This window comes from Fructilactobacillus florum 8D, from assembly GCF_000512295.1.
GTDB classification, from domain to species: domain Bacteria; phylum Bacillota; class Bacilli; order Lactobacillales; family Lactobacillaceae; genus Fructilactobacillus; species Fructilactobacillus florum.
The window spans coordinates 1-15,327 of the sequence record NZ_ALXG01000011.1 but is presented as its reverse complement, the minus strand read 5'-3'; the positions used below and the strand labels follow the sequence as shown (position 1 = coordinate 15,327).

Below are 15,327 nucleotides of genomic sequence, written 5' to 3'. Positions count from 1 at the left end.
TCATAAAAGTTCTTTGCTATAATGATTATAAAGAATTAATGATGAAGGAGATTAATTAATGGCGTATGCAGCATTACAAAATTTAAGTTCCTATAGCTTATTACAAAGTACGACCACTATTCCCCAGCTAATTAGTAATGCTAAGCAAAAAGGGTATCAGACACTCGCACTAACTGATCAAAATGTTTTGTATGGAGCGGTGGCTTTTTACCAGACGGCCATAAAAGAAGGATTACATCCAATTATTGGACTGGAGCTAACGGTCGCAGGTAGCGTTTCTGTTGAACATCATTATCAGCTGTTATTATTAGCGAGAAATCAAAATGGTTATCAGCATCTATTGCAACTTTCTACGCTAAAAATGACTCAGTCGGCCCCACTTGCTTGGCAGCAGTTAACACGTGAATTATTACAGGGACTATTTATTCTCTTACCAGAGACTAGTGAGGTTAATAGTCTAATTTCTTATCAACGAGTAGATCAAGCTCAAGCAGCCCTACAACAACTCTTAGCGGTGGCGGCACCTGAAACTATTAAGCTAGGAGTCACTCCCACCATTTCAAACGAGGAGTTGCAACTTCGAACTAAGCTGACTGCCGATAACCACCTAGAATTAATTGCTTTACAAGAAACTCAGTATCTGCAAGCGGAAGATGCATTTTATACTCACGTACTCCAGTCAATTGCAACTGGGTCAACCATGTCGGATATCAATCAGACTCCCTCCCCTGGATCCAATTGGCTACCCCCCGTAGAATTAATTGAACAAAAGTATCAAAACAGAGGATTAGTTGCTGCATTAGAAGTAAATGCGCAAGTAGCTGCTGCATGTCAGGTTGAAATTATAAAGCAAGCTCCTCAATTGCCAACTTACCAAACTCCTAATGCTCAGCCCGCAGTTGCTTATTTAAGGAGACTCTGTCAAGCTGGTCTGCAAAAGCGCCTTAGTAACCAGCAAGCTGATAATTCTAAATACCAACAACGTCTGGACCATGAATTAGATGTGATTGAACGAATGGGATTTAGTGATTATTTTTTGATTGTTTGGGATGTAATTAACTTTGCTCATCAGCACCACATTCTTACCGGGCCGGGTCGAGGTTCTGCTGCGGGCTCGTTGGTTTCGTATTGTTTAAAAATTACCGATGTTGATCCAATTAAGTACGATCTGCTGTTTGAACGGTTTTTAAATGAAGAACGGGCCCAGATGCCTGATATTGACTTAGATATTCCAGATGAACAACGAGAAATTATTTTACAATATGTTCATGATAAATATGGAAATGATCGGGTTGCACAGATTATTACATTTGGTACTTTGGGAGCCAAGCAAGCCTTGCGGGACACGGGGCGCGTGTTTGGATTACCAGTTACGACTATGAATCGTTGGAGTGCTGCGATTCCCAAACAACTACATGAAACTCTCACACAGGCAGAAAAGGAATCTCAAAAACTCCGAAATTTATTAGCCGATTCAGACACCAATCGGAAGCTCTTTGAAACGGCTCAAAAAATTGAGGGACTCCCGCGACACTATTCGACGCATGCTGCGGGGCTAATTTTGAGTGATGAACCAATTGTTAAGAAAGCTCCATTACAAAATGGTAATGAGGGGCTTTTGATGACCCAGTACTCAAAATATTATGTAGAAGATGTTGGGTTATTAAAAATTGACTTTTTGGGTTTGCGAAACTTATCAATCATGAACCATATCCTAACGTTGGTTCATCAGCAGTTTGATGCAGAATTTGATGTGACTAAGATTAGCTTAGAAGACGAACGGACTTTACAATTATTTCAAGCTGGTAAAACAAATGGGGTATTTCAATTTGAATCGGCTGGCATTAAAAATGTTTTGCGACGTATGCATCCTGATTCCTTTGAATTAATTGCAGCGGTGAATGCCTTGTATCGTCCCGGTCCGATGGAAAATATTGATACCTTTATTGCGCGAAAAGATGGCTTGGAAGCAGTTGATTATCCAAACCAAACAATTAAAGAAATTTTAAGCTCAACCTACGGCATTATTGTTTATCAAGAGCAAGTGATGCAATTGGCAGCAGCAATGGCTGGTTTTTCACTGGCACAAGCTGACGTTTTGCGTCGAGCAATGAGCAAGAAGCACCATCAAGAGATGGAGTCCATGCGCCAACGTTTTATGCAGGGGGCGCTTGCAAAAAAATACAGTGAGCAGACGGCCACCACGACTTTTGATTATATTGAGCGCTTCGCCAGCTATGGTTTTAATAAATCTCATGCAGTTGCTTATAGTAAGATGGCATTTGAATTAGCCTATTTAAAGGTCCATTTTCCTGGTCCATTTTTTGTAGCGCTATTGAATTCGGTGGTTGGAAACTTTGCTAAAATCAAGACCTATATTCAAGAGGCAAAGGACAATGACCTATCAGTACTAAATCCCAGTTTAAACCATAGTAACGCTGATTTTACCTATCAGCAGGGAAGCATTCGGTTTGGATTTCAGGCGATTAAGGGCTTGCGATCCGATTTTATTAAAGAAATTCTGGCCTTGCGCAAGGAGCAAGGCAACTTTACAAGTTTAGTTCAATTTGTCCAACAGTTGCCACCAAAGTTTCAAAAGGAAGACCAGTTACAGGCCTTGGCTTATACGGGGGCACTAGATGAATTTGGTTATAATCGGCATGAGGTAGTTGCCGCATTGCCTAAAATTCTTAGTTCGGCTGAATTTTCTGGTTCATTGCTGGCAGATTTGCCGGGAATGGAAGTTGAAATTAGTCATAAACCAGATTTTCAAGATTGGGAAAAAACTAATTTTGAAAATGAGTATCTTGGCACTTACTTATCGGGGCATCCGGTGGAACGCTATGAAGAATTAAGAAAAAAATCACATGCAATTCGTACGTCAGATTTACAACCAACGACCAAAATGGTAAAACTGATTTTACTAATATCTCACATCAAGACAGTTCGGACGAAACGGGGACAGTTAATGGCCTTTATCAATGCTGGAGATCAGTTTACGACCATCGACCTAACGATTTTTCCGCAACTTTATCGAGAAATCAGTAGTTGGTTAAAGCCTAATATCGTAGTTCTTGTCCAGGGAACTGTAGAAGAGCGGCGCGGGTTACAATTAATTGTTAATCAGATTGAACCAGCTGCGAACGCCAGTCGGGTTAGCGGTCCAGTGCAGCAAAAATTATTTATTCGATTAAACGAGGCAAACGATCAACCGGCTCAACTGCAGCAATTACAGCAATACTTAGTAAGCCATCAAGGTGATTGTCCGGTCGTTTTGTATCGTGTTAAAACTGACCAGAAACAGTTATTGCCTTCTAAGTATCGAGTTAATGCAACTGACGCTGTCTTGCAGCATCTTCAAGGTTTGTTTGGAGCAGCTAATGTTGTCTTACAGTGATTTTTAATGAATCAAGACAAGCCTGGGTAAACGTGATACAATACAAATGGATTCTAAAGCAGTAGCCTAGTGATTTATGGGCTGCAAAAAAGGAGAGGCTTTTATGAAGAGAACTAAAATCGTTAGCACGCTTGGACCTGCTTCCAATGATTTGAATACGATTGTAGATTTATTGAATGCAGGAGCAAATGTTTTTCGTTTCAACTTTTCTCACGGGGATCATGAGGAACATTTATCCCGAATGAATTTGGTTAGAGAAGCTGAAAAGAAAACCGGTAAGATTGCCGGTGTTTTGCTAGATACCAAGGGCGCCGAAATTCGAACAACTGTCGAACAAGGTGGCAAGCTTGATTTTAAAATTGGGGAAAAGTTTCGGATTTCAATGGACGATAGTCTTGAAGGAACTAAAGAAAAGATTGCAGTAACTTATCCTGGTCTCTATGATGATGTTAAGATTGGTGGGCACGTCTTGTTTGATGACGGCTTGTTAGATACTAAAATCTTAGAAAAAGATGACCAAAATCGTGAATTAATTGTTGAAGTCATTAATGACGGGGTCTTAGGATCACGTAAGGGAGTTAATGCTCCGGGAGTTTCAATTAATTTACCGGGAATTACTGAAAAAGATTCTGATGATATTCGCTTTGGTTGTGAGCATGGGATTAACTACATTGCTGCTTCCTTTGTTAGAAAGCCACAGGACATCCTCGATATTCGAGCTCTCCTCGAAGAAAAAGATATGCAGGATGTTCAAATCTTTCCAAAGATTGAGTCCCAAGAAGGGATTGACAACTTTAATGAAATCATCAAGGTTTCTGATGGTCTGATGATTGCCCGTGGTGACATGGGAGTGGAGATTCCACCAGAAAACGTCCCAGTTGTTCAGAAACGACTAATTAAGATTTGTAATGAAGCTGGCAAACCAGTGATTACTGCTACGCAAATGTTGGATTCCATGCAAGAAGAACCTCGACCAACACGTGCAGAAGTTTCTGACGTTGCAAATGCTGTTTATGATGGAACTGACGCTACCATGCTTTCTGGTGAGAGTGCCAACGGTGACTATCCAGTGGCTTCCGTTGCGATGATGAGTCGAATTGATAAAAAATCTGACGATCATTTCAAGGAATTCGGTACACCACGTCCAGTTTTCCATAATAGCGATGTGACCGAAGCATTGGGCGAATCAGTAGCACGGATTGCTAAAGACATGGACATTCATACGATTGTAGCTGCGACCGGTTCTGGTTACACAGCTCGGATGATTTCTAAGTATCATCCTGACGCAAACATCCTGGCCCTAACTTTTGATGATCGAGTTCGTCGTGGTTTAACAGTTAATTACGCTGTTAAACCAGTGCTAGTTGACAAGCCAGAATCATTAGAAGCCATGATTAACCTTGCCACTGCTAAAGCCGTTGAAACCGGCCTAGCTAAAGAGGGTGAAGAAATCATTGTGACCACCGGAGTACCTTTAGGGGACGAAGGGACTACTAATACGATTCGGGTTCAATTAATTGGAACTAAGTTAGCACAAGGTCAAAGTGTTGGTGATGAAACGGTAATTGGAAAGGCCGTTGTTGCCAAAGATGCTAAAGATGCCGTTGCTAAAACAGCAGATGGCAGTGTCTTAGTAGTTAAGGATACGAATAAAGACTATTTGCCAGCAATGAAAAAAGCTAGTGCAATTGTAGTTGAAACTGGTGGCTTAACTTCATATGCGGCGGTTGTTGGGATCTCACTTGATATTCCAGTAATCGTAGCTGCTAATGATGCTACTAATAGCATTAGTGATGGCGAGTTAGTTACAGTTGATGCACGACGCGGTATTGTGTATCAAGGTAATCAAGCTAAAAATGACTAATTAATCCAGTTATGTATCATAAGAGGAGGGTCTAAGTCTGCTTAGACCCTCCTTTTTATGTTTGGTTTAAATTAATTTTAAGAAAAACTTTAGATAAATACGATTTTGTTTGTTATAATAAAAATGACAAACTGGTGCATTGGAGCAAGGTATGAATGAAGATTTAGGACTCATCAAGACAGGAATTATTACTGATGAAAATGAACAAAATTATTTTATTCAAATTCACGGTAGAACTTACGCACTTAGCAAAACAGAGCCCGTTGAACAATTTTCACTAGGAGCTTCGTTACGGGGCTTTTGCTATGAGAATAAACATCGCCAATTAAAAATAACGGAGGCAATTCCAGATATTAAACCGGGGTACTATGGTTGGGGAACAGTTGTTGGAGTAAAGCACGATTTGGGAGTTTTTCTTGATATTGGGCTGGTTGACAAAGATTTAGCTGTTTCTCTTGATGAATTGCCTGCTATGAAATCACTTTGGCCGGATACTGGGGATCGGTTGCTCGTTACGATGCAGTTTGATGCAAAACATCGTCTGTGGGGCCACCTTGCTGATGATCAAATTTATAAAGCAATTTCTCAGCCAGCTAGTAAAGAGAAAGATCAAAATCAAAACGTGGTAGCTACCGTTATTAATCCTAAAAAAATGGGAACTAAGGTTTTAACTAAAAACTATCAACTAGGCTTTATTGATCGTTCTGAACTAGAACAAGAACCACGGTTGGGTCAACAATTGCAAGCGCGTGTGATCGGAGTTCGTCCCAATAAAACACTATATCTTTCGCTTCGACCACGGGCGTACGAAGCAATTAGTGACGATGCAACAATGCTGCTGCGCATGCTAGAAATGAGTGCTACCCATCAGTTACCATATGGTGATAAAAGTGATGCAGAGCAAATCAAGGCAAACTTGGGCATTAGTAAGGGTCAATTTAAACGCGCTGTCGGGAACTTATTAAAAAAGCGTTTGATTGAAATTGAGCCTAATATGCTGATTTTGAAGCAGCAGGATGACAATGATGCAGGATCAAATTGACGATTATTTACATTTTTTATTAATCGAACGGGGATTATCCCATAACACCATCATTAGTTATCGAGAAGATTTACACCAATTCGCAAGTTACCTAGCCAAACATCACTTTTCGTCATTTGTAGAGGTTGATCAATATCAAATCCTTGATTTTTTAACTTGGGAACAAAAGCAAGGGAAGGCTAGAAATTCAATTATCCGTCTCATTTCAACCCTCCGTAAATTTTTTCAGTATTTGATCAGAATGAAAGTGATTAATAACAATCCTATGACCAAAATAAAACCACCCAAGCAGGGACTTCATTTACCAGCCGTGTTGTCTGAACGTGAAATGAATCAAATTTTAGCACTTCCAGATTTGAACAAACCACTTGGAATTCGCGATCGAGCGATGCTGGAGGTGCTATATGCCACTGGATTACGGGTTTCTGAGTTAGTTAATCTAAAATTGCAAGATCTTCATTTAGAGGTTCAGTTGATTCAAACAATTGGAAAGGGCGATAAAGAACGACTAGTGCCAATTGATTCGGTGGCACAATCGTGGTTAAATCGTTACCTCGCTGAGGTTAGACCTAAGCTAGTAAAAAAAGCAAATAGTTTTATTTTTTTAAACGCTCACGGGGGGCAACTAACCCGGCAAGCTCTGTGGCAAAAGATTAAATGGTATGTCCAACAAACTGGTATCAAAAAAATTGTTACACCACACACTTTTCGCCATAGTTTTGCAACTCATTTATTGGAAAATGGCGCTGATCTACGGACAGTGCAAGAATTGCTCGGACACGCAGATATCTCAACCACCCAAATTTATACGCATGTCTCACATGAGCATCTTACAAAAGCCTATAAGCGATTTCATCCCCGGGCATAGCTTGGAAAGAGGGTTCATTAATGTTATATAAATATCAAGATGATAATAAACGGATTGCAATGGGGATCCTATCTTTGGCCAAAGTTCGCGATCGAGCGGATTATTTGGAACAGGAACTTCATTGGTACAATGATAGTAAGCAACGTAATTTGTATTTATGGCGCGATCAATTTAATAATTGGGCGGGAGTAATCGGAACTGAATCTTTTTCTAGCTGTCTGGTTGTTCGTCGCATCACTCTCACTCCAGATGTTAATACGGTCTTTAACATTTTTAATGTTCTAGATGATTTGAAACAACTGTATCCAGATATTCCGCTGCAGGGAACGTTAGCGACACAAAATTATTTAAATACTTGGGAGCAAAATAATGAGCGAAAAAATGCTTGAACTTCATTTAGATAGTTTTGATGGACCATTGGCCTTATTGCTACATTTAATTCGACAGTCAAAGATGGATATTTATGACATTAACATCACTGCCATTACGGAGCAGTACATTGCTTATTTGCAGCAACTAAAACACGTGCATATTCAAATAGCTGGCGAATTTTTAGTAATGGCAGCGAATTTAATGCGGATTAAATCGAAAGTGCTCTTAGCTGAAGAGTTAGCAATTGATGAGCCGGAAGATCCAAGACAACCACTAGTTGACCAGTTATTAGAATACAAAAAATATCAAGAAGCAGCTAAGCAGTTGCGAAAAAAAGCAGCTAAGCAACAACTTTGGCACTCAATTACTCCAGGGGCAGTTCAGAAACAAACCACAATCCAGCCAAATGATTTATCGGTAGAACTACTACGACAGGCTTGGCAACGGTTGCAAAGTCGGCGGCAACTTAACCAACAGCCGATTTCGAATGAACAAATTCAAGAATGGAAATTTGAGATTCCTACTCAGATCAAAATATTGGAAAACGCTTTAGATGAGCATCCAGCTGGGCTCTTTTTTTCGCAACTGCTAAACCCCATGATGTCAAAAGAAGAGTTAGTAACAGATTTTTTAGCATTACTAACCATGGTGCGCTCGCAATTAGTGGAGGTCACGCAACAGAATTATCATGCTGATATTTGGATTAGGAGGCGAGTGCATGAACTTGTTAGCACAAATTGAAGCTCTCGTCTACATTTCTGCTAATCAGGGGATTACGATCCAAAAGCTTGCAGAACTTACAAACGTTCCTGTAGCAGCAATTCGGGAAAATGTAAAAAAATTACAATCCACTTATGAAAAGCGGAACGGTGCATTGGTGATTGTGCGCCATGGCGAGCTAATTCAAATTGCGACCAAACCGGAATTTGACAAGTTACTACAATCTTTTACGGAAACAAATGAACCATTACTATCAAAACCAGCATTAGAAGTTTTAACGATTGTCGCGTATCGTCAACCAATTACTAGAATCCAGCTTGATCAGTTACGCGGGGTCAATAGTGCTGTTTCGCTACGTAATTTACAAAGTTATAGTCTGATAACCGTCAGTGGTCATGCTGATGAGCCTGGAAATCCGGCTCAGTATGCGACGACTGATCAGTTTTTACAGGCCTTTGGTCTCCAGTCACTTGCAGATTTGCCAGCGATTCGTGCCAAGCCACAACCAGTTAGCGGTGATTTGTTTCACCCTAAGCAACTTAATAAAGGAGCAAAGACCAGTGAGTGATCGTTTACAAAAAGTCCTTGCACATGCAGGAGTAGCGTCTCGTCGTGCGAGTGAAAAACTAATTTTAACCGGCCATGTTCGAGTTAATGGCAAAATAATTACAACATTAGGGGCAAAAGTTGAACCAACTGATCGAATTGAGGTTGATCATCACCCAATCAAATTAGAAGATCCTGTCTATTTTGTGTTAAATAAGCCACGTGGTGTGATTACATCCGCAACGGATGAAAAAGATCGAAAGACCGTCCTAGATTATTTCAAACATAAGGTATCTGAAAGAATCTATCCGGTCGGGAGGCTGGACTATGATACCAGTGGGGTACTGTTATTAACTAATGATGGTCAATTAGATTTCCAACTAACGCACCCTAAGCACCATGTTCCGAAAACTTACCTTGCAAAGGTCGAAGGAATTCCTGACGAAAACGCCCTGGAGCAGTTGCGGACTGGAGTCAGATTACCTGATCATCAGCGAAGTGCTCCAGCGGAAGTTCGCCAATTAGCTAACGTTGGTCAACACGAGGCTCGAGGACTGCTCGAACTAACCATTTTTGAAGGTCACAATCATGAAGTTAAGAATATGCTTCAAGCAGTTGGTCATCCAGTGGAGCGCCTGAAACGAACTGCATTTGCTGGAATTGATCTTGGTGGGTTAGAGCCTGGCCAATGGCGCCCGCTACGAAAAAGAGAAGTAAGAAATCTATTGGAAATTAGTGAAGCGAAGGAGTAACTACCAATGAAAAATAATCAACAGTTGAAGCGTCAAGTTTTTGTGGCTGTATTAGCAGCAATTGCATACTTATTAATGTTTATTTCCTTTCCCGTATTACCATATGTACCTTTCTTAAAATTAGATTTTGCTGATATTCCGATTTTAATTGGACTTTTTATGTTGGGACCCAGTGCGGCTGTTGAAACGACCGTTTTAAAATTGTTTCTTTATTGGATGACAATGGGCTTTTCAGTCATTGAATTGATTGGCTTAAGCAGTTCTTTAGTGGTTTCCTTAGTGTTCATTACTATTTTTTGGCTAGGGAAAAAATATGTCCTAAAATCAGGCTATCGTTCAATCTTAGTGGTTATCACGGTTGCTTTATTGCTGACCGTGATCATGAGTATTCTTAACTATCTCGTTTTTATGCCACTGTACATCAATGTAGTCGGCTTTCACTTAGGGATTCCGCTAGCCAAACTAATTTTGATTGGAATTGCGCCATTTAACCTCTTGAAGGGTTTAATTGTGGGAACAGTCTTTACAGTAATTATTAATGTCTTGCCTGGTCGTTATGTCAAATGAAATCACGGCAAGTGATGCTTTATTGTTAGAACTACTATCAGACCATCAGCCCCGTCGACCGCGCTTATTAGTGAATCTTCTGGCTGGGAAAAAGACCGTGGCGACTCGGTATTGGGGGCTTCGCTATGGATTGTTAGGTTTTGCTGGATTGCAACGCTACTGGGGTTCCTTGAAGTTAGATTTTTCTGGTACTCAAGGACAAGGACTGGTGACGACCACTTCCAAAAATGAGTTGAAGCTGACCAAACAAGGGATTGCACAGCAACGACGGCTTCAATTTTTGGAACCCTGGCAGGGTTGGCAAGCAAGCTTTCAGGCGTTAGACTTACTCCATTTTAAGCAACGTTTATTGTTGTTGATTCAAGTTATGTCCGAACGGGCTCATGGTAATCGACAATATCATCCATTACTAGTAGCAGGATCGGATCGTCAATTTATTAAGACTTACTATACTAGATTGGTTAGTCCATTGGAGACTGCGCAGCAACTCAAAGAAGATTTGCAAAAGATGTTGGGTTCACTAACAACAACAGCGGCGACCGTAGTGGCAGAACAGTTGGTTGGCTTTGAAAATAATGGAGCCACTTTGACACAAATTGCTTTCAATCATCAATGGACTGACTGGGAAGTTATCCAGGCGGATTTGTTTGGAATCGCTCAACTTGCGCAGCAAGCACTACAAGATACCTCCTTAACACTAAGTCCGTTACTTCAGGGATTGCAAAAACCGATCATTGATCCAAGCGTAGCAACGACTCTACAGCTCTATCAACGTTTTCATAGTTTGAAGGTTGTTCAAAATAAACGGCAAATGCGTCCATCAACGATTACAGAACACCTCTTGCTAGCAGCGATTGACCTGCCACTGGCAAAATTTCCATATCATGATTTTGTTAGTGATTTACAAATTAGGGAAATTCAAAAAGAACTTGGTCAGCAACTAGATCATTGGCGCTACGAAGAGCTTTCTGATCGTTTTCGCAGCACCTGTGATTTTTGGCAGTTTCGGCTTGGAGCCATTAAACTAACCAAAGAAGGGCAGAAAGTTCAAAATTATGGCAGTGATTGATCAACTTTTGCAACAAAAATTCCACTACAAAGCTTTTCGTCCGGGGCAACGAGCCACGTTAACAATGTTACAACAGGGACAAAATGTGTTAGCAATTTTACCAACGGGAGCAGGCAAAACTTTAATTTATCAGATCTATGGTGAGTTAACTCACCGTCCGATCCTGATTATTTCGCCTCTCTTAGCACTAATGAATGATCAAGTAGAACGAATGCGTTATTCAGGAGAGCGGCGGGTGGTTGCTTTGAATTCAACGCTAGACTGGTCAGAACGACAAGATGTCCTAACGCATTTAAACCGCTATCGCTATCTCTTTGTTTCACCAGAAATGTTGGCGAACCACCAGATTTTAAAAAAATTTCAAAAATTATCAATCGGCTTGTTTGTAATCGATGAAGCCCATTGTATCTCTCAATGGGCAATTGATTTTCGTCCAGATTATTTAAACTTAGCGCATGTTTTAAAAAAATTAGGTCAACCACAGACGCTGTTATTAACTGCAACCGCAAGTCAGCAAGTTCGTGCCGATTTGCAACATAAATTACGGTTACCGTCCCTGCAAACGGTGGTTGAGAGTATTAATCGGCCTAACATTTATTTAGCGGTTCATCACTTTAATAATGAGACGGCTAAACAGAACTATCTTTTGCAGTTGTTGCAGAAATTGACACCTTCTTCTGGAATCATCTATTTTTCTAGTAAAAAAATGGCCAATGTCATGGCAACTGCGATTAATCGTGCAACCAACCTTGCTACGGCAGCCTATCATGCCGATTTGAGTAATCCAGATCGGTATAAAATTCAGCAACAATTTATGAATAATCAGCTACAAGTTATTTGTGCTACCACAGCATTTGGAATGGGGATTAATAAACCAGATGTTCGCTTTGTAATTCATTATCACTTGCCTCAGGATTTACCAAGTTACCAACAAGAAATTGGCCGCGGGGGGCGTGATGGATTACCGAGTCTGGCATTATTGTTGTATACAGATCAAGATGCTAACCTGGCTCGCCAATTAAATAGCTTAGATCAGTTAACATCGGTCGATTTAAAAGCATACCAAACCAAACAGCTTACTCAAGTTGCACCGCAAAAACAACAATTGTTGCGTTTTTATCACCACCACCGGGTTACTATGGAAAAATTACGCATCATTTTTGCACAACGTGCGCAACAAAAACAACAGGCTTTCCAAGCCCTGCTAGAGTATATTAATCAACCTGGTTGTCGGAGGAAGAAGTTACTTGCCAGCTGTTCTGAGAGTTTCGATCAGCATGACGATGATTGTTGCGACAATGGGATTGAAACTGAAATTAATGCTGATTTATACAGTTCTACCAGTCAACCAGCTACTAACAAACCAATAATCGACTGGCGAGAAATCATTACCAAGTTATTTTAACCGTGGCAATTCATGGTATAATCAAAAGCAAATATTGATTTTGGGGGATTAATTTTGAAACAAACTGATAAACATAAATCAGAACCATGGGCTGAATCATTTTCTGATGATCGTGACAATAAGGGAAACCTTTCCCGAATTGAATTGAGAAAAAGCAAGAGTAATTTTCGCATCATCTTGCTAGTGTTAATTTCGGTCGTTATTATCATTGCAATTTTTTCATTAGCATTTGGAATGTCACAGCAGCGCTCGCTTCAACAATCCGCAGAGCCTAATAAATCAAGTAAACAGCGGACTTCGAAGAGCCAAACAAAGCATCGACAAGCCAAGCCGAAGAAGCAACCACAATCTTCCGCCAAAAATGAGTCTCAGAAAACCTCAGAAAAGGAAAATTCACCAGCTGACGAGCATTCGACAAATGCTCCTTCAGATCAAGCGCAGTCGGTCACTAATACGACTAAGCAAACAGAAAAATCTGTGCAATCAGAACCAAATTCACCCACTAATCGTGATCAAAATCAAGAACCACAGTATGTCACCGTTAACCAAAGCGAAGGTATGTATCGCGTAGCTAAAAATGCCGGAATTACAGTGCAGCAGTTGCAACAGTTAAACGGATTGACACCACAGAGTACGCTGACACCTGGGCAAAAACTGCGGGTTCATTAATAATATAAAATAGGGATTGAATAAAATGGGCAAAGACGGATTACAAGTAGCAATTGATGGACCAGCTTCCGCTGGGAAGAGTACCGTAGCTAAAATTGTGGCGCACAAGTTTAACTACATATATGTTGATACTGGGGCCATGTATCGTGCCTTAACCTTAGCAGCGCTCGATCAGCGGCTAGAATTAACTAATGAAGATCAACTTATTGAACTTTTACGACAAATCACAATTAGTTTTCAGCCAGCATCGGCGGGGCAACGGGTATTTATCAATGAAACCGAAGTAACTGATGAGATTCGCTCTGAAATAGTCACTAATAACGTGTCCACGGTTGCGGCTCTACCAGCGATTCGTAGGGCACTGGTTGCTCGGCAACAAGAATTAGCACTTGCAGGTGGCATTGTGATGGATGGTCGTGATATTGGAACGACCGTTTTACCTCGGGCAGATTTGAAAATTTTTTTGGTTGCTAGTGTTGCTCAACGGGCTAAATGGCGGTATTTGGAAAATCAGCAAAAGGGAATTACGACTAGTCTCAAAACTTTACAAGCAGAAATCGCAGAGCGGGATTATAAAGATTCCCATCGAGCTACTTCTCCACTAAGAAAGGCTCCAGATGCGATTGAAATTGACACGACGTCACTCACAATCGAGCAGGTTTGTGAACAAATCACTCGTTTAATGATCCAAAAAGCTAATGAATTTAGAAAATAGTCGAATGTTAGATATTATTTGCTGGAAAAATAAAACTAATTAAGATACAATAAAGTTAGAGTAGTTTCGAGGAGGAATCGTTTAGATGAGTGATAATGAAAACAAGCAATTATTGGACGCTCTTGATAATATCAAAGAGGTAAAAATTGGTGATGTTGTTAATGGTGAAGTTTTGGCTGTTGACAATGACCAACAATTAATTGTTGGAATTGAAGGCGCCGGTGTAGAAGGGGTTGTCCCTAGCAAAGAAGTTTCTGCTGATCCTGATGAAAATCCATCTGATAAATATTCAGTTGGTGATCAAATCAAAGTGGTCGTTGTTTCTAAGATTGGTGACGACAAAGAAAATGGTAGTTACTTGCTATCTGTTCGGCGACTTGAAGCATTAAAAATCTGGGATGAGATTAAAGACAAAGAATCCAAGGATGAAAACATCACTGTTAAAGTTACCCGTCCGGTTAAGGGTGGTTTAGTGGTTAATGCAGACGGAGTTCGTGGTTTCATTCCTGCTTCGATGATTACTGATCACTTTGTAAGTGATTTAAATCAATACAAGGGTCAAGAACTAGAAGTTAAGATTATTGAGGTTGTTCCAGAGGAAAATCGGTTAATCTTATCTCATCGGGCAATTGCTGAAAAGAACCGGAAGCAAGCTCGAGAAGAAATCATGAACAACTTAGCTGCTGGCGATGTTGTTGAAGGAACCGTTGCGCGGCTAACTAACTTCGGTGCTTTCATCGACTTGGGTGGTATTGACGGGCTGGTTCATATTTCAGAAATCTCTTATGATCATGTTAACAAAGCCGCTGATGTATTGAGTGTCGGTGAAAAAGTTAAAGTTAAGGTACTTTCGGTTGAACCAGAACGTGATCGGATTTCACTTTCAATTAAGCAATTACAGCCGGGACCATGGGATGACATCGAGGAAAAAGCACCGGTTGGAAGTGTACTAGATGGAACCGTTAAACGCTTAGTTGATTTTGGAGCCTTTGTTGAAGTCTTTGCTGGAGTGGAAGGTTTAGTTCATATTTCACAAATCTCTCACGAACACATTGACAAGCCTAGTGATGTCCTTAAATCTGGTCAGAAGATTCAGGTTAAAGTACTTTCGATTGATCCAGAGGAACATCGTTTGGCGCTATCGATTAAAGCACTTGAAGAGCCAGAGGAACAGGCTGCTGCTAAGGACGAACCCAAGCAAAACGTCGATGATCATGCAACTAATGCTGCTCCAGAAGAAGAGAGTGGATTTACTTTAGGTGACATCTTGGGTCATGAACTTGATAATGATGACCGTGAATAAAAATAATTCATTAAAAAATCCTTCAAGCTTGAAGGATT

At 40.5% G+C, this 15,327-nt stretch carries 14 protein-coding genes; all 14 read left to right on the top strand.

Annotation, left to right across the window (positions count from 1 at the left end; genetic code table 11):
- The first annotated feature begins 58 nt into the window (after positions 1–58).
- The 14 genes from dnaE to rpsA all read left to right on the top strand — a co-directional run bounded on the left by dnaE (position 59) and on the right by rpsA (position 15,289).
- On the top strand, positions 59–3,397 hold the full coding sequence (gene dnaE / locus B808_RS00725; protein ID WP_035421317.1) for a DNA polymerase III subunit alpha: 3,339 nt from the start codon (positions 59–61) through the stop codon (positions 3,395–3,397).
- Positions 3,398–3,500: 103 nt separating this feature from the next.
- Positions 3,501–5,261, top strand: coding sequence for a pyruvate kinase (gene pyk, locus B808_RS00720; RefSeq protein WP_009167206.1), 1,761 nt, complete (start codon positions 3,501–3,503; stop codon positions 5,259–5,261).
- A gap of 151 nt (positions 5,262–5,412) precedes the next feature.
- Positions 5,413–6,303, top strand: a complete 891-nt coding sequence (locus tag B808_RS00715; protein WP_009167205.1) for a CvfB family protein — start codon at positions 5,413–5,415, stop codon at positions 6,301–6,303.
- A complete protein-coding gene (gene xerD / locus B808_RS00710) occupies positions 6,287–7,171 on the top strand; it encodes a site-specific tyrosine recombinase XerD (protein ID WP_009167204.1) in 885 nt (294 codons plus the stop codon). Before B808_RS00715 ends, xerD begins: the two co-directional genes overlap by 17 nt.
- A gap of 20 nt (positions 7,172–7,191) precedes the next feature.
- The gene (locus B808_RS00705) at positions 7,192–7,560 is read left to right on the top strand and encodes a hypothetical protein (protein ID WP_009167203.1); all 369 of its coding nucleotides are present in this window, start codon (positions 7,192–7,194) and stop codon (positions 7,558–7,560) included.
- Positions 7,541–8,284 carry a segregation and condensation protein A gene (locus B808_RS00700; protein WP_009167202.1) on the top strand — a complete coding sequence of 248 codons (744 nt, stop codon included), beginning with the start codon at positions 7,541–7,543 and terminating at the stop codon, positions 8,282–8,284. The genes B808_RS00705 and B808_RS00700 overlap by 20 nt, the downstream gene beginning before the upstream one ends.
- Positions 8,262–8,831 (top strand): SMC-Scp complex subunit ScpB, encoded by a 570-nt coding sequence (scpB, locus tag B808_RS00695; RefSeq protein ID WP_009167201.1) that lies wholly within the window; start codon positions 8,262–8,264, stop codon positions 8,829–8,831. Before B808_RS00700 ends, scpB begins: the two co-directional genes overlap by 23 nt.
- Positions 8,824–9,561, top strand: coding sequence for a pseudouridine synthase (locus tag B808_RS00690; protein ID WP_009167200.1), 738 nt, complete (start codon positions 8,824–8,826; stop codon positions 9,559–9,561). Before scpB ends, B808_RS00690 begins: the two co-directional genes overlap by 8 nt.
- A gap of 6 nt (positions 9,562–9,567) precedes the next feature.
- Positions 9,568–10,128: an ECF transporter S component gene (locus B808_RS00685; protein WP_009167199.1), complete on the top strand. Its 561-nt coding sequence runs from the start codon at positions 9,568–9,570 to the stop codon at positions 10,126–10,128.
- A complete protein-coding gene (locus B808_RS00680) occupies positions 10,118–11,197 on the top strand; it encodes a helix-turn-helix domain-containing protein (protein ID WP_009167198.1) in 1,080 nt (359 codons plus the stop codon). Before B808_RS00685 ends, B808_RS00680 begins: the two co-directional genes overlap by 11 nt.
- The gene (locus B808_RS00675; RefSeq protein ID WP_009167197.1) at positions 11,184–12,602 is read left to right on the top strand and encodes a RecQ family ATP-dependent DNA helicase; all 1,419 of its coding nucleotides are present in this window, start codon (positions 11,184–11,186) and stop codon (positions 12,600–12,602) included. Before B808_RS00680 ends, B808_RS00675 begins: the two co-directional genes overlap by 14 nt.
- Positions 12,603–12,656: 54 nt before the next feature.
- Positions 12,657–13,271 carry a LysM peptidoglycan-binding domain-containing protein gene (locus B808_RS00670; protein WP_009167196.1) on the top strand — a complete coding sequence of 205 codons (615 nt, stop codon included), beginning with the start codon at positions 12,657–12,659 and terminating at the stop codon, positions 13,269–13,271.
- A 25-nt stretch (positions 13,272–13,296) separates the two neighbouring features.
- Positions 13,297–13,986: a (d)CMP kinase gene (cmk, locus tag B808_RS00665; protein WP_009167195.1), complete on the top strand. Its 690-nt coding sequence runs from the start codon at positions 13,297–13,299 to the stop codon at positions 13,984–13,986.
- Positions 13,987–14,071: 85 nt separating this feature from the next.
- The gene (gene rpsA, locus B808_RS00660) at positions 14,072–15,289 is read left to right on the top strand and encodes a 30S ribosomal protein S1 (RefSeq protein WP_009167194.1); all 1,218 of its coding nucleotides are present in this window, start codon (positions 14,072–14,074) and stop codon (positions 15,287–15,289) included.
- The last annotated feature ends 38 nt before the right edge of the window (positions 15,290–15,327 follow it).

What these genes read in the sequence shown, in the direction of transcription:
- xerD (WP_009167204.1), top strand. Translation starts at nt 6,287, where the DNA reads ATGCAGGATCAAATTGACGATTATTTACATTTTTTATTAATCGAACGG.
- pyk (WP_009167206.1), top strand. Translation starts at nt 3,501, where the DNA reads ATGAAGAGAACTAAAATCGTTAGCACGCTTGGACCTGCTTCCAATGAT.
- B808_RS00705 (WP_009167203.1), top strand. Translation starts at nt 7,192, where the DNA reads ATGTTATATAAATATCAAGATGATAATAAACGGATTGCAATGGGGATC.
- B808_RS00680 (WP_009167198.1), top strand. Translation starts at nt 10,118, where the DNA reads ATGTCAAATGAAATCACGGCAAGTGATGCTTTATTGTTAGAACTACTA.
- scpB (WP_009167201.1), top strand. Translation starts at nt 8,262, where the DNA reads ATGAACTTGTTAGCACAAATTGAAGCTCTCGTCTACATTTCTGCTAAT.
- B808_RS00675 (WP_009167197.1), top strand. Translation starts at nt 11,184, where the DNA reads ATGGCAGTGATTGATCAACTTTTGCAACAAAAATTCCACTACAAAGCT.
- cmk (WP_009167195.1), top strand. Translation starts at nt 13,297, where the DNA reads ATGGGCAAAGACGGATTACAAGTAGCAATTGATGGACCAGCTTCCGCT.
- dnaE (WP_035421317.1), top strand. Translation starts at nt 59, where the DNA reads ATGGCGTATGCAGCATTACAAAATTTAAGTTCCTATAGCTTATTACAA.
- B808_RS00700 (WP_009167202.1), top strand. Translation starts at nt 7,541, where the DNA reads ATGAGCGAAAAAATGCTTGAACTTCATTTAGATAGTTTTGATGGACCA.
- rpsA (WP_009167194.1), top strand. Translation starts at nt 14,072, where the DNA reads ATGAGTGATAATGAAAACAAGCAATTATTGGACGCTCTTGATAATATC.
- B808_RS00715 (WP_009167205.1), top strand. Translation starts at nt 5,413, where the DNA reads ATGAATGAAGATTTAGGACTCATCAAGACAGGAATTATTACTGATGAA.
- B808_RS00685 (WP_009167199.1), top strand. Translation starts at nt 9,568, where the DNA reads ATGAAAAATAATCAACAGTTGAAGCGTCAAGTTTTTGTGGCTGTATTA.